This is a genomic window from Pseudarthrobacter adonitolis, from assembly GCF_055412845.1.
This window is the reverse complement of sequence record NZ_JBVAYW010000001.1, coordinates 208,108-222,360: the sequence shown is the minus strand read 5'-3', so window position 1 is coordinate 222,360 and position 14,253 is coordinate 208,108. Positions and strand designations below refer to the sequence as shown.

Below are 14,253 nucleotides of genomic sequence, written 5' to 3'. Positions count from 1 at the left end.
CTTACCCGCAACCCGGAAACAAGCTCCACCCAGCATCATGAGAACAAAACCAAAATGATGCTGCGGCGGCCTTCATCCACTGCCACACAGAACAATTACACAAAGTTTAGCACGGCTGGACCCGTGCCCTTAATGGGGTGTAGACGAAAGGCCCCGCCTCCAAAGAGTGGAAGCGGAGCCTTTCAACGCAATCGACTAGCGGAAATCGTTGCCGAGATCGTAGTCATCCAGCGGGATGGCATGGAACTCAGGAGCTCCGTCGCCGCCCAGGGAGTCGTACGAGAAGTCACTGAATGCGCTGGGGCCGGTGAACAGGTTGGCCTTTGCTTCCTCAGTGGGCTCCACGGTGACCTCGGTGTAGCGCGGGAGACCTGTGCCGGCCGGGATCAGCTTACCGATGATGACGTTCTCCTTGAGGCCGAGCAGCGGGTCGCTCTTGCCTTCCATGGCCGCCTGCGTCAGGACGCGGGTGGTCTCCTGGAAGGAAGCTGCCGACAGCCAAGACTCGGTGGCCAGGGACGCCTTGGTGATGCCCATGAGCTCAGGACGTCCGGAAGCCGGAGTCTTGCCCTCGGACACAACGCGGCGGTTGGCCTCCTCGAAGCGGCTGCGCTCGGCGAGCTCGCCGGGGAGCAGATCCGATTCGCCGGACTCGATGACCGTGACGCGACGCAGCATCTGGCGGACGATAACCTCGACGTGCTTGTCGTGGATACCGATGCCCTGGCTGCGGTACACGCCCTGGACCTCGTCCACCAGGAACTTCTGCGCGGCACGGGGACCCATGATGCGCAGAACCTGCTTGGGATCCACCGGACCGTTGATGAGCTTCTGGCCTACTGTGACGTGCTCGCCATCCTCGATGAGGAGGCGTGAACGGCGCAGTACCGGGTAGGCGATCTCTTCAGAGCCGTCATCCGGAGTGATGACCAGGCGCATCTGACGCTCGGACTCTTCGATGGCGATGCGGCCGGCTGCTTCAGCAATCGGTGCGACACCCTTCGGAGTACGGGCTTCGAAGAGCTCCTGGATACGGGGCAGACCCTGGGTAATGTCGTCGCCACCGCTGGCAGAAACAGCACCACCGGTGTGGAACGTACGCATGGTCAGCTGGGTACCGGGCTCACCGATGGACTGTGCGGCGATGATGCCGACGGCCTCGCCGATGTCCACGGTCTTGCCGGTGGCCAGTGAACGGCCGTAGCACAGGGCGCAGGTGCCGACGCTGGACTCACAGGTGAGTACGGAGCGGACCTTGACCTCGGTGATGCCGGCAGCGAACAGCTCAGCGATAACGACGTCGCCGCAGTCGGTGCCGCCGGCCGCAAGGACATTGCCCTTGGAGTCCACAACATCAACAGCGAGCGTACGGGCGTAGGCGCTGTTCTCGACGTTCTCGTCCAAGACCAGCTCGCCGTTGGCGTCCGGCACGGCGATTGCCGTGACCAGACCGCGCTCGGTGCCGCAGTCCTCTTCGCGGACGATGACGTCCTGCGACACGTCCACCAGACGACGGGTCAGGTAACCCGAGTTGGCGGTACGCAGCGCGGTGTCAGCCAGACCCTTACGGGCACCGTGCGTGGCGATGAAGTATTCCAGCACCGACAGGCCCTCGCGGTAGGAGGACTTGATGGGACGCGGGATGATTTCACCCTTAGGGTTGGCCACCAGGCCACGGATACCCGCGATCTGACGGACCTGCATCCAGTTACCACGTGCACCGGAGGACACCATGCGGTTGATGGTGTTCATCGGCGACAGGTTGTCACGCATCACCTGGGCGATCTCGTTGGTTGCCTTGTTCCAGATCTCGATCAGTTCCTGGCGACGCTCGTCGTCGTCGATCAGGCCCTTGTCGTACTGGCCCTGGATCTTGGCAGCCATGGTTTCGTAACCGGCGAGGATCCGCGGCTTGTCCTTGGGTACCTCGATGTCCGAGATGGCGACAGTAACGCCCGAGCGGGTGGCCCAGTAGAAACCGGCGTCCTTCAGGTTGTCCAGCGTTGCCGCCGTGACCACCTTGGGGTAGCGCTCGGCGAGATCGTTGACGATCGTGGACAGTTCGCCCTTGTCCGCAACGTTCTCAACCCACGGGTAATCGGCCGGCAGCGTCTGATTGAAGATGACCTGCCCCAGGGAGGTCTGGACGAGCACCGGCTGGCCGGCCTCCCAGCCTTCCGGAGCTTCCCATCCCGCGTACGGAACGAAGCCTTCGAGACGGATCCTTACCTGCGAGTTCAAGTGCAGCTCGCGGAGGTCGTAGGCCATGATGGCTTCGGCAACCGAGGAGAAGACGCGGCCTTCGCCAGCTGAACCGACACGCTTGGTGGTCAGGTGGTAGAGACCGATGATCATATCCTGCGAAGGCAGGGTGACCGGGCGACCGTCGGACGGCTTCAAGATGTTGTTCGAGGACAGCATCAGGATGCGTGCCTCAGCCTGGGCCTCGGGGCTCAGCGGCAGGTGGACTGCCATCTGGTCGCCGTCGAAGTCAGCGTTGAAGGCGCCACAGACCAGCGGGTGGAGCTGGATTGCCTTGCCTTCAACAAGCTGCGGTTCGAACGCCTGGATGCCAAGGCGGTGCAGGGTAGGTGCACGGTTGAGCAGCACCGGGTGTTCGGTGATGATCTCTTCCAGCACGTCCCAGACCTGCGGACGGTAACGCTCGACCATGCGCTTTGCCGACTTGATGTTCTGTGCGTGGTTGAGGTCAACCAGGCGCTTCATCACGAACGGCTTGAAGAGCTCCAGTGCCATCTGCTTGGGCAGGCCACACTGGTGCAGCTTCAGCTGCGGGCCGACGACGATGACCGAACGGCCGGAGTAGTCAACGCGCTTACCGAGGAGGTTCTGCCGGAAACGGCCCTGCTTGCCCTTGAGCATGTCGCTCAGGGACTTCAGCGGGCGGTTGCCAGGACCGGTGACCGGACGGCCGCGACGGCCGTTGTCGAAGAGGCTGTCAACAGCTTCCTGAAGCATGCGCTTCTCGTTGTTGACGATGATCTCCGGGGCACCGAGGTCAAGCAGGCGCTTGAGGCGGTTGTTGCGGTTGATCACACGACGGTAGAGGTCGTTGAGGTCGGAGGTCGCGAAGCGGCCACCGTCCAACTGGACCATCGGGCGCAGTTCCGGCGGGATCACCGGGACGGCGTCCAGCACCATGCCGAGCGGGCTGTTGTTGGTGGTCAGGAACGCGTTGACCACCTTCAGTCGCTTCAGGGCACGGGTCTTGCGCTGGCCCTTGCCGTTGGCAATGATGTCGCGCAGCAGGTCCGACTCGGCCTGCATGTCGAAGTTCTCAAGACGCTTCTTGATGGCTTCGGCACCCATGGAGCCTTCGAAGTACATGCCGTAGCGGTCGCGCAGCTCGCGGTAGAGGCCTTCGTCGCCTTCGAGGTCTGCGACCTTAAGGTTCTTGAAACGGTCCCAGACCTGCTCGAGGCGTTCGATCTCGGCGTCGGCACGCTTACGCACGTTGGCCATCTGACGGTCCGCGGAGTCGCGGGCCTTCTTCTTGTCGGCAGCCTTGGCACCTTCACCTTCGAGGCGCGCGATCTCGTTTTCGAGGTCACGGGCGATCGTGGCGATGTCGGAGTCGCGGTTGTCGATCAGCTGCTTCTTCTCGATGTCGTGCTCAACCTGCAGGTTGGGCAGTTCCTCGTGGCGGCTGTCGGCGTCGACGCTGGTGATCATGTAGGCAGCGAAGTAGATGACCTTTTCGAGGTCCTTCGGTGCCAGGTCAAGGAGGTAGCCCAAACGGGACGGAACACCCTTGAAGTACCAGATGTGCGTGACCGGGGCGGCCAGCTCGATGTGGCCCATGCGCTCACGGCGGACCTTCGCACGGGTGACTTCAACGCCACACCGCTCGCAGATGATGCCCTTGAAGCGCACACGCTTGTACTTACCGCAGTAGCATTCCCAGTCGCGGGAAGGGCCGAAGATCTTCTCGCAGAAGAGTCCGTCCTTCTCGGGCTTGAGCGTGCGGTAGTTGATGGTTTCCGGCTTCTTAACCTCGCCGTAAGACCAGCCACGGATGTCATCCGCGGTGGCGAGGCCGATCTGCATGAGGCCGAAGGAGGATTCGCTGGACATATGGTCCCTGTTCTCTCTTGTTCTCTAAATTCTGAAGTCTTGGTTACGGGAAGAGGGAGGTGATGCCCTGGGAAAAGACAGTGCGGCGGGCCGACTGCTTTTCCCAAGACATCAACCTGCTAAACCTCTTCTACGGAACTGGGCTCTGCACGAGACAGATCGATGCCCAGTTCTTCCGCAGCCGTGAAGACTGCGTCATCAGAGTCACGCATTTCAATTGTGGTTCCGTCCGTGGAGAGTACTTCCACGTTCAGGCACAGCGACTGCATTTCCTTGATCAAGACCTTGAAGGACTCAGGAACGCCCGGCTCGGGGATGTTCTCGCCCTTGACGATTGCTTCGTAGACCTTCACACGACCGTGGATATCATCCGACTTGATGGTGAGGAGTTCCTGGAGCGTGTACGCGGCGCCATAAGCTTCCAGCGCCCACACTTCCATCTCACCGAAGCGCTGGCCACCGAACTGTGCCTTACCACCCAGCGGCTGCTGCGTGATCATGGAGTACGGGCCAGTGGAACGGGCGTGGATCTTGTCGTCCACCAGGTGGTGGAGCTTGAGGATGTACATGTAGCCGACCGAGATCGGATCCGGGAACGGCTCGCCGGAGCGGCCGTCGAAGAGGCGGGTCTTGCCCGAGGAGTTGATCAGGCGGTCGCCGTCGCGGGTGACGTTGGTGGAGTCCAGCAGACCCGTGATTTCCTCTTCACGGGCGCCGTCGAACACCGGCGTGGCAACAGTGGTCTGGCCACTCTCGCGCGGCAGGTTCGGCAGCTGCTTCATCCACTCGGGCTCGCCTTCGATCTTCCAACCAGTCTTGGCAACCCAGCCGAGGTGCGTTTCCAGCACCTGGCCGACGTTCATACGGCCCGGAACACCCAGCGGGTTCAGGACTATATCAACGGGGGTACCGTCGGCAAGGAAGGGCATGTCCTCGATCGGGAGGATCTTGGAGATAACACCCTTGTTGCCGTGACGGCCGGCCAGCTTGTCGCCGTCGGTGATCTTGCGCTTGGCGGCCACGTACACGCGCACCAGCTGGTTCACGCCCGGGGGCAGCTCGTCGTCGTTGTCGCGGTCGAAGACGCGGACTCCGATGACGGTGCCGGACTCGCCGTGCGGAACCTTCAGGGAAGTGTCGCGCACTTCGCGGGACTTCTCACCGAAGATGGCGCGCAGCAGGCGCTCTTCCGGGGTCAGTTCGGTTTCACCCTTCGGGGTGACCTTTCCAACCAGGATGTCACCGGCTTCAACCTCGGCACCGATGTGGATGATGCCTCGCTCGTCCAGGCCTGCCAGGACTTCCTCGGACACGTTGGGGATGTCACGGGTGATTTCCTCGGCACCAAGCTTGGTGTCGCGGGCATCGATCTCGTGCTCCTCGATGTGGATGGAGGAAAGAACGTCCTCGGCAACAATGCGCTGCGAGAGGATGATGGCGTCCTCGAAGTTGTGGCCTTCCCATGACATGAATGCCACGAGCAGGTTCTTACCGAGGGCGAGTTCGCCCTGGTCCGTTGCCGGACCGTCGGCGATGATGCCGCCGACCTCGAGGCGCTGGCCTTCGTTCACCAGGACACGGTTGTTGTAGCAGTTGCCCTGGTTGGAGCGTGCGAACTTGTTGATGCGGTAGTTGGTTTCCGTACCGTCGTCGTTGAGCATGATGACCAGCTCAGCGGAGACCTCGGTGACCACACCGGCCTTCTTCGCGATGGTGACATCACCGGCGTCGACGGCGGCGGCGCGCTCCATGCCGGTGCCCACAAACGGGGCCTCGGAACGGACCAGCGGCACGGCCTGGCGCTGCATGTTGGCACCCATGAGTGCGCGGTTAGCATCGTCATGCTCGAGGAACGGGATCAGGGCCGTAGCCACGGACACCATCTGGCGCGGGGAAACGTCCATGAACTCGACCTCGCCGGCGGGAACCAGCACAGGCTCGCCTCCACCACCGCGGGCGCGGACCAGGACGGTCTCTTCGGCGAACTTCTTGTTCTCATCCAGCGGAGCGTTGGCCTGAGCGATCAGGACCTCTGCCTCGTCGTCGGCCGTGAGGTACTGGACCTCATCGGAGACAACGCCTTCAGCGACGAGACGGTAAGGAGTCTCGATGAACCCGAACGGGTTGATGCGGCCGTAGGATGCCAGCGAACCGATCAGACCAATGTTCGGGCCTTCAGGGGTTTCGATGGGGCACATACGTCCGTAGTGGGACGGGTGAACGTCTCGAACTTCCATGCCTGCGCGGTCACGGGACAGACCACCCGGGCCAAGCGCGGACAGACGGCGCTTGTGGGTCAGACCCGAGAGTGGGTTGTTCTGGTCCATGAACTGCGACAGCTGGGAGGTTCCGAAGAACTCCTTGATGGCTGCAACGACGGGGCGGATGTTGATCAGTGTCTGCGGCGTGATGGCCTCGACGTCCTGGGTGGTCATCCGCTCGCGGACAACGCGCTCCATACGGGACAGGCCGGTGCGGACCTGGTTCTCGATGAGCTCGCCGACGGCGCGGATACGACGGTTGCCGAAGTGGTCGATGTCATCGATATCAACACGCAGTTCGTGGTCCTGGCCGTCGCGCTTGCCCGTGAGGGTCTTCTCGCCGGCGTGCAGGGCAACCAGGAACTTGATCATGGCCACGATGTCTTCAACGTGCAGGACCGAAGCTTCCTTGTCGCCAAGGGAGCGGTCGATGCCAAGCTTGCGGTTGATCTTGTAACGGCCAACCTTGGCCAGATCGTAGCGCTTGGAGTTGAAGTACAGGTTGTCCAGGAGGGACTGGGCAGCCTCGACTGTGGGCGGCTCGCCCGGTCGCAGCTTCCGGTAGATGTCCAGCAACGCGTCTTCGCGGGTCTCGGTGGCGTCCTTCTCCAGCGTTGCCCGCATGGAGTCGTACTGGCCGAACTCTTCGAGGATCTGGCCTTCGGTCCAGCCGAGGGCCTTCAGCAGAACGGTGACGGACTGCTTGCGCTTGCGGTCGAGGCGAACGCCGACCTGGTCGCGCTTGTCGATCTCGAGTTCGAACCATGCACCGCGGGACGGGATGATCTTGGCAGTGAAGATGTCCTTGTCACTGGTCTTGTCGGCGGTGCGCTCAAAGTAGGCGCCCGGTGAACGGACCAGCTGGGAGACGACCACACGCTCGGTGCCGTTGACGACGAAGGTGCCCTTCTCCGTCATGAGGGGGAAGTCGCCCATGAACACGGTCTGCTGCTTGATTTCGCCCGTGTTGTTGTTCATGAACTCGGCCTTGACGTACAGAGGTGCCGAGTACGTTGCGTCCCGGTCCTTGCACTCAGCCATGGTGTACTTCGGATCAGCGAACTCCGGATCGGAGAAGCTCAAGGACATGGTGCCCTGGAAGTCCTCGATCGGGGAGATCTCTTCAAAGATGTCCGAGAGTCCGGACGAGGTGGCGACGCTGAGATCGTTTTCTTCGACGGCCTTCGCTACGCGCGCCTGCCAGCGTTCGTTTCCGACCAGCCAGTCGAAGCTGTCCGTCTGCAGGGCAAGAAGATTCGGAACGTCCAGCGGTTCGTGAATCTTTGCGAATGAGAGCCGGCGAGTGGCACCATCAGTGCTGTCGGCGGTGTTAGCGGTTTCGTTATTAGAGGTGCTCGAGGCGACCAAGAGGGATCCTTCCACAGACCTTCAGGCGTTTTCAGATCTCCCCCGCTGTGCACCCTGCGGAATGACTCCGCAGTGCTACCATCCGGTTCCGCTATATGACCCGGGCCGGGGCTTTCCATACAATGACGTTGTTGACGGCACGTTGATGGTCAGCTGCCAGGCAAAGCCCACCGCTATATGAAGGCTGAAGGTAAACAGGGAAGACGCAAATATCTACGATACGGCAAAACTAATTACGTGTCTACCCCACAACCGGACTTATTGCAAGCACTGATTTTTTGGCGTCCAGCCCGGGTTTCGCTCCCCACCCTCCCCCTTACCTCGCAAGCTCGGTCAGGGAACCCGGCGGGCGTGGGCCCAGGGTCAACCACCGGGCAGGCAACCACCGGAGGAGACGTCAGAGGCGCAGCGTAACGCCCGCTGCGGTGCATTCGCCTGCGTTGGCGAACACCGCGTCACGCACGGCGTCCTTTGATTCCTGCTCGGGCGCGCCACCGTTATTAACTGCCGACGAATGATCGATGGCGATGACCTTGAGCGACGCGAACAGACCCACCAGATTCCCTGTCACAGTGTCTTGGGCGTCGTCCGCGGCAAAATAGATGTCCTCGTAGGCGTTGGAATCATTCTGGATGGCCTTGTAATCGGCGTAGAGGGAGTTAAACGTCTCGCACGCCACTTTCACGCCGCCAGCCTGGGGCGTGGCTGACGGTGTGGAAGAGCGCGACGGCGACGCGGCGGAAGGTGCGGGGGTGGACGCCGTGGGGGCTGCTGACGTGGTGCTGTCCGGCGCAGGAGTGGCAACGCTGCAGGCGGTGAGTCCGGCGAGGCTGGCCATGGCTGCCGCGGCGAGGATTTTCTTCAAGATGCTGCTCCCTGTTTTTGCGTTGCTCTGACGCTTTCGTCTTCGCCGTCTACCCTACGGACCACCTCGACCGCGCGCACATCCGGCGGATGGGTAGTTCTCCCCTTTAGGCGACGGCCGGCGCGACTGGAATCACCGGCGCCCCTTAGGCGTTTGGATAAATAGGTGACGTGCCCCACGGTAGCCTTGGAAGTACATCGATTCAGAGCGGAAGAGATCACAATGGGCAACTCCAACGACAATACTGACGTTGTTATCCTGGCCGGTGCGCGCACGCCACAGGGCCGGCTCAACGGGCAACTGGCGAGCTTCACCGCCGTCGAACTCGGAGCGCACGCGATCAGGTCCGCGATTGCCGCGAGCGGCGTGGAGGCCGGCCAGGTGGACGCCGTCATCATGGGCCAGGTACTGCAGGCCGGCGCCGGGCAGAACCCCGCACGCCAGAGCGCCATCGGCGCTGGAATCGGCTGGAACGTTCCCACTGTCACCATCAACAAGGTGTGCCTGTCCGGGCTGACCGCTGTGATCGACGCCGCCCGGATGATCCGCAGCGGCGACGCCACCGTGGTGGTGGCCGGCGGCCAGGAATCCATGACCCGTGCGCCCCACCTCCTGCCCGGTTCGCGCCAGGGCTGGACCTACGGCGCCATCCAGGCGTTGGATGTGGCGGCGCACGACGGCCTCACGGATGCGTTCGACGGCCAGTCCATGGGACTGTCCACCGAAACCAAGAACCTGACGCTGGGCATCGACCGGACCTTGCAGGACAACGTGGCGGCCCACTCGCACCAGCGTGCGGCGCTGGCGGCGAAGAACGGCGTCTTCGACGACGAGATCGCACCCATCAGCGTCAAGCAGCGCAAGGGCGATCCGATCGTTGTGTCCACCGATGAAGGCGTGCGCCCGAACACATCCATCGACTCCCTTGCCGGGCTGCGGGCCGCCTTCGTCAGCGACGGCACCATCACCGCGGGCAACTCCTCTCCCCTGTCCGACGGCGCCTCCGCACTGGTGCTGGCATCGCGCCGGTTCGCGGAGGAGAACGGTCTGGAATACCTGGCTGTGGTGGGGAAGCCCGGCCAGGTTGCCGGTCCGGACAACTCCCTGCATTCGCAGCCGTCCCACGCCATCATGGCCGCCCTGCAGCGTGCGGGCTGGGGCACCGCGGACCTGGATTTCATCGAAATTAACGAAGCCTTCGGTTCCGTTGCAGTTCAGTCGCTCAAGGACCTGGACTACCCGCTGGAGCAGTGCAACATCCACGGCGGCGCCATTGCCCTGGGCCACCCGATCGGGGCGTCCGGTGCGCGGTTGGCGCTGCACGCGGCCCATGAACTCAAACGGCGTGGACGCGGCAAGGCCGCAGTCTCCCTGTGCGGCGGCGGCGGTCAGGGCGAAGCGCTCCTGCTGTACCGGGACTGATCGTGGGGCAGGTCGACAACGGGAGCACCGCCGTCGGACGTCAGCGCTTCCTTGCTGACGCCGCCGCCCGCGGCCTGGACGTGCACCTGGTGGAGCGGCTGGCCGTGCGGAGCCTCGAGGAGGCTGCCGGCATCCTGGGCATCACCCCGGCGGATATCGTGAAGTCGCTGGTGGTCAAGCACAAGGACGGGACGTTCCTGTTCGCCCTGATTCCGGGCGACCGGCAGATCTCCTGGCCAAAACTGCGGAGCCTGGTGGGCGTCAACAAGCTCTCGTTGCCGCCCGCGGACGTGGCGCTCGACGCGACCGGCTACGAACGCGGGACCATCACCCCGCTCGGCAGCACCACCGCCTGGCCGGTGTACGCGGACACCACCATCTCCGGCCGCCGCATCTCCATGGGCGCCGGCGAACACGGCTACAGTGCCTTTGTGGACGCCGACGCGCTCACCGCGGCCCTGGGCGCCGTCGTCGCCGATATATCCGAACCGAACTAGCCACCCGCCGTTAAATGCAGGAAAACCCCGCCCACCGAAGTGGACGGGGCTTTCTGAAAAGCCGCGTAAGTTACTTGAGGGTAACGGTTGCGCCGGCAGCCTGGAGCTGCTCCATTGCCTTTTCGGCAGCTTCCTTGGTGACGCCTTCGAGAACAGCCTTCGGAGCGCTGTCAACAACGTCCTTAGCTTCCTTCAGACCCAGGGAAGTGATTGCACGAACTTCCTTGATGACTGCGATCTTCTTTTCGCCAGCTGATTCGAGGATAACGTCGAATTCAGTCTGCTCTTCAGCTTCTTCAGCGGCGCCGCCACCGGCGGGGCCAGCAACAGCAACTGCAGCTGCAGTAACTTCGAAGGTCTCTTCGAAGAGCTTGACGAACTCGGAGAGCTCGATGATGGTCAGTTCCTTGAAAGCTTCAATGAGCTCTTCGTTGGTGAGCTTCGCCATGGTGTGGCGTCCTTCCTATAGGTGGTGCTTGGCGGCCTGGGCCATTGCCTTCACACCGGAGTCTGGTGGGTGAAGAGAAACTAGTTCTCTTCGGCAGCGGGTGCCTCGGCGGGTGCCTCAACACCAGCTTCTGCAACTGCTTCGGGGGCTTCGTCTGCGGCCGGAGCTTCTTCAGCGGCGGGAGCCTCGGCAGCTGCCGGTGCACCGTTCTCTTCTTCAAGCTTGAGGCGCAGCGCGTCAATCGTGCGTGCAGCGGCGGCAGCAGGTGCCTTGAGGATGCCTGCAACCTTGGCGAGCTGCAGCTCGCGGGACTCGAGTGCTGCCAGTGCAGAAACTTCGCTGGCGTTCAGTGCCTTGCCCTCGAAGTAACCGGTCTTGATGACCAGCTGCTTGTTGGCCTTGGCAAAATCCGTCAGGCTCTTGGCAGCTGCAACTGCGTCACCCTTGATGAACGCGATTGCAGTGGGGCCGGCAAGCTGGCCGTCGAATGCTTCGACACCGGCTTCCTTGGCTGCAATGGCGGTCAGGGTGTTCTTGACGACCGAGAACTTGGTGTCCTGGCCGAGAGAAACACGCAGCTGCTTGAGCTGTGCAACGGTGAGCCCACGGTATTCGGTCAGGACAGCGGCGTTCGATTCCTTGAAATCGTTAGCGATCTCAGCTACTGCTGAAACCTTTGTAGGCGTTGCCATAACCCTCCTTCCGGGGATAGTGCCGGTATGCGACGGTCCCCGCTCGGGTGAGCTAAAACTAAAAAACGCCCCGCGCAGATGCACGGGGCTTGGCTCAACACGGCTTTCACTGTGGAGCGTTGCTTCGTTCACCTGCGCCGGCCGCCCTATGTTCAGGGTCCTTCGTCCAGAAATACATTTGGTCGCCCGCACACAACTGCAGAGTTGAGCTGCGTTCAGGAGAATGGATTTCCAACAACCGACGGTCTTTGGTACTTCAAGCTTACGGGACGGGCGGCCGGACCACCAAATCGGCCTCAGCTCTTACTGGTCCCCAGGAACGGGAGTTCCTTCTGCCAGATGCCGGTCACGCCGGCCGTGGTGAAGCCAAGCTGCTTGTTCACCGTCAGCAGGTACCTGTTCTCCGGCGCATTCCAGGTGTAGATGACCCGGGCATCGGGGAACTGCTCGGTGAGCCGCTCCATGTTGGCAACCTTGATCAGCAGCCCCAGCTTGTTCCCGCGGTGCTCCTGCAGGACCAGGGTGTCGTCCTGGAACACAACATCGGGCCGGTGGGCCAGGACGCTGATCGTGGTCAGGCCCACCAGGGCTCCGGTGGCCAGATGCTCGACGGCGGTGACCACCGTCCGCCTCCCCTGCGCGATGGTGACCTCTTCCGCCTCGCGGAGGATGCCGCCGTCGAACACCATGTCCTGCTCAACGGGAGTCTCCAGGGTAGGGTCGACGTCGGCGCCCGCCTGGTTCTCGAGCACGGCCACGGCTTCCAGCCACTCATCCGGATAACGGTCCGTCCAGTGATGGAGCCGGTAGCGCCCGTTGTTGGCTTCATCCGCCTCGACCTGGAGATCGGCCACGAGCTTGCTGTCCAGCGGCAGCGCACAGGCGCTGAACTGTTCGATGTGCTGCAGCGTATAGCCCGTCCGGCGGGCGAATTCGACTTCCCTGCTGTCCAGCGGCACGAAGCCCTGGCCTGAACCCGGCACCAGCTGGGCCTTCTCAAACTCGTGCAGGGATGCACCGGGATGGTTGGTGTCAACGAGGATCAGTGTGCGGCCCTCGCTGCGCGCCAGGTGTTCGGCCGCCAGGAGCAGCTTGCGGCCCACCCCCTGGCGCTGGAATTCCGGCAGGATGTCCAGGGTGAACTCCGCCATGTCCAGGTTGTCTGTCAGCGGCAAAGCAATGTCCACCGTACCGAGGATCTGGTCACCGGCTTTGGCCACCAGGATGACTTGGCGCTCATAGGGATCGGCCAGCTCCAGGAGCTTCTCCAGCGGTGTGTACGCGAGGTCATCGCTGCCCCAGGTCTGCATCCGGACTTTGCGGCCCACCTCGACGGCAGCCAAAAAATCCGCTGCGTCAGGCGCGTCCAAGGTGTCCGGGATCCACAGCTGCTCGATCCGTACGTCTTCTGCCATCAGGTGCGTCATCCCAGCCGTTTCTGCCATTCGCCCTCATATCCAGCAGGTGTGAATCCGAGCGAATTATTTATCGCCAGCATATGCCGGTTTTCCACGGCGTTCCATGTCAGCACCGAACGCGCCGCTGGCCATCGATGCTGGGCGGCGCGGAGGTTCGCCGCCTTGATCAGCAATCCCAGCCTCTTCCCGCGGTGCTCGGAGGAGACCAGGGTGTCCTGCTGGGTAATGCTCGCAGGAATGCCCGGCCGCCAGTTCAGGACCGTGTAGGCCACGAGCTTGCCGGTAGGCCTGTGCAGCGCTGCTGCGACCTGGCTCTGCACGCCGCCGCGGCTGCTCGACTGCTCCTCCTGCCGGACCCTGGCAGGGTCCCAGTCCTCGGCTTCCCAGTCCAGGCCGGCAATGGGGACATCCGTGCTCATCCGGTTCTTGAGGACAGCGTATTCAGCCACGAGTTCGTCAGGACACTGATCAGACCAGCCCACCAGGGCGTAGCCGGTTGCCCGAGAAGACGCCTCCATCTCAAGTGCGTCGAGTTGATTCGCCGGTACCGGCAGCGCGAGCCGGCTGGCCCTCTCCACCTGCTCGAGTTCGTAGCCCGCACTTGCCGCAAAGGCCACGGCCGGGTCATCTGCGGGGAGCCCGCCCGCGCCCGATTTGGCGGGGATCAGCCGGGTCGCCTTCTCCACCGGCCCGGCGGGCAGCTCACAGTAGGCATCTAAGGAAGTGCGGCCACTGTCCGCCGCCACAGCCTCGGCGTGTTCCAGCAGCCTGCGGCCCCAACCATGCCGCCGGAAGGCTGCCGACACGTCCACCAGGATCCCTGCCGTGGACGTGTTTTCACGAAGAGGCAGGGTTACGGAGCAGGTTCCCACGGTTTGCTGGCCCAGCCGGGCTATAAAGAGCCGGCGTTCCTCATACTCATTGCCGCGCCAGTATTCCAGGCCCTCCCTGGCTGTGGGGCAGCGGTCCAGATCGCCCCATTTCTCCAGTTCATGCTTCTCGCGCAAGGCGTGGCACTCGTGGAAGTCCATCACGCCGCTGGTGCCGCCGGCACTGCGGTCTGTCCCGGCGTCTAGCGCTGAAGGAATGGCGACTGTGGTGATCTTCAGCTGCTGGCTGGTCATGCCCCCCAGCCTAACCATACGCACGGTTCAGTGGGGTTAAACCAAAGAACCGCCCGGCGCAAT

Annotated in this window: 9 protein-coding genes; 2 read left to right on the top strand and 7 right to left on the bottom strand. The window is 62.8% G+C overall.

Annotated elements, in window-relative coordinates:
• Positions 1–195: 195 nt before the first annotated feature.
• The 3 genes from ACZYZ4_RS01125 to ACZYZ4_RS01115 all read right to left on the bottom strand — a co-directional run bounded on the left by ACZYZ4_RS01125 (position 196) and on the right by ACZYZ4_RS01115 (position 8,589).
• On the bottom strand, positions 196–4,095 hold the full coding sequence (locus tag ACZYZ4_RS01125) for a DNA-directed RNA polymerase subunit beta' (RefSeq protein ID WP_463857437.1): 3,900 nt from the start codon (positions 4,093–4,095) through the stop codon (positions 196–198).
• Positions 4,096–4,214: 119 nt separating this feature from the next.
• Entirely contained in the window at positions 4,215–7,724 is a 3,510-nt protein-coding gene (gene rpoB / locus ACZYZ4_RS01120; protein WP_056344405.1) for a DNA-directed RNA polymerase subunit beta, read from the bottom strand.
• A gap of 397 nt (positions 7,725–8,121) precedes the next feature.
• On the bottom strand, positions 8,122–8,589 hold the full coding sequence (locus tag ACZYZ4_RS01115) for a hypothetical protein (protein ID WP_463857435.1): 468 nt from the start codon (positions 8,587–8,589) through the stop codon (positions 8,122–8,124).
• A gap of 222 nt (positions 8,590–8,811) precedes the next feature.
• Between ACZYZ4_RS01115 and ACZYZ4_RS01110 the strand changes: the two genes are divergently transcribed.
• Positions 8,812–10,011 carry an acetyl-CoA C-acetyltransferase gene (locus ACZYZ4_RS01110; protein WP_463857433.1) on the top strand — a complete coding sequence of 400 codons (1,200 nt, stop codon included), beginning with the start codon at positions 8,812–8,814 and terminating at the stop codon, positions 10,009–10,011.
• 2 nt (positions 10,012–10,013) lie between these two features.
• Positions 10,014–10,508 carry an aminoacyl-tRNA deacylase gene (locus tag ACZYZ4_RS01105; protein ID WP_463857431.1) on the top strand — a complete coding sequence of 165 codons (495 nt, stop codon included), beginning with the start codon at positions 10,014–10,016 and terminating at the stop codon, positions 10,506–10,508.
• Positions 10,509–10,578: 70 nt separating this feature from the next.
• Here ACZYZ4_RS01105 and rplL read toward each other — a convergent pair whose 3' ends face one another.
• The 4 genes from rplL to ACZYZ4_RS01085 all read right to left on the bottom strand — a co-directional run bounded on the left by rplL (position 10,579) and on the right by ACZYZ4_RS01085 (position 14,190).
• Positions 10,579–10,956: a 50S ribosomal protein L7/L12 gene (rplL, locus tag ACZYZ4_RS01100; protein ID WP_463857429.1), complete on the bottom strand. Its 378-nt coding sequence runs from the start codon at positions 10,954–10,956 to the stop codon at positions 10,579–10,581.
• Positions 10,957–11,036: 80 nt separating this feature from the next.
• Entirely contained in the window at positions 11,037–11,648 is a 612-nt protein-coding gene (gene rplJ, locus ACZYZ4_RS01095) for a 50S ribosomal protein L10 (RefSeq protein WP_463857427.1), read from the bottom strand.
• A gap of 296 nt (positions 11,649–11,944) precedes the next feature.
• Positions 11,945–13,063 carry a GNAT family N-acetyltransferase gene (locus ACZYZ4_RS01090; RefSeq protein ID WP_463857881.1) on the bottom strand — a complete coding sequence of 373 codons (1,119 nt, stop codon included), beginning with the start codon at positions 13,061–13,063 and terminating at the stop codon, positions 11,945–11,947.
• Between the two features lie 8 nt (positions 13,064–13,071).
• Complete coding sequence (locus ACZYZ4_RS01085; RefSeq protein ID WP_463857425.1) at positions 13,072–14,190, bottom strand: GNAT family N-acetyltransferase; 1,119 nt, start codon at positions 14,188–14,190, stop codon at positions 13,072–13,074.
• Positions 14,191–14,253 lie beyond the last annotated feature (63 nt).

What these genes read in the sequence shown, in the direction of transcription:
- ACZYZ4_RS01125 (WP_463857437.1), bottom strand. Translation starts at nt 4,095, where the DNA reads ATGTCCAGCGAATCCTCCTTCGGCCTCATGCAGATCGGCCTCGCCACC.
- ACZYZ4_RS01110 (WP_463857433.1), top strand. Translation starts at nt 8,812, where the DNA reads ATGGGCAACTCCAACGACAATACTGACGTTGTTATCCTGGCCGGTGCG.
- rplL (WP_463857429.1), bottom strand. Translation starts at nt 10,956, where the DNA reads ATGGCGAAGCTCACCAACGAAGAGCTCATTGAAGCTTTCAAGGAACTG.
- rplJ (WP_463857427.1), bottom strand. Translation starts at nt 11,648, where the DNA reads ATGGCAACGCCTACAAAGGTTTCAGCAGTAGCTGAGATCGCTAACGAT.
- ACZYZ4_RS01090 (WP_463857881.1), bottom strand. Translation starts at nt 13,063, where the DNA reads ATGGCAGAAGACGTACGGATCGAGCAGCTGTGGATCCCGGACACCTTG.
- ACZYZ4_RS01085 (WP_463857425.1), bottom strand. Translation starts at nt 14,190, where the DNA reads ATGACCAGCCAGCAGCTGAAGATCACCACAGTCGCCATTCCTTCAGCG.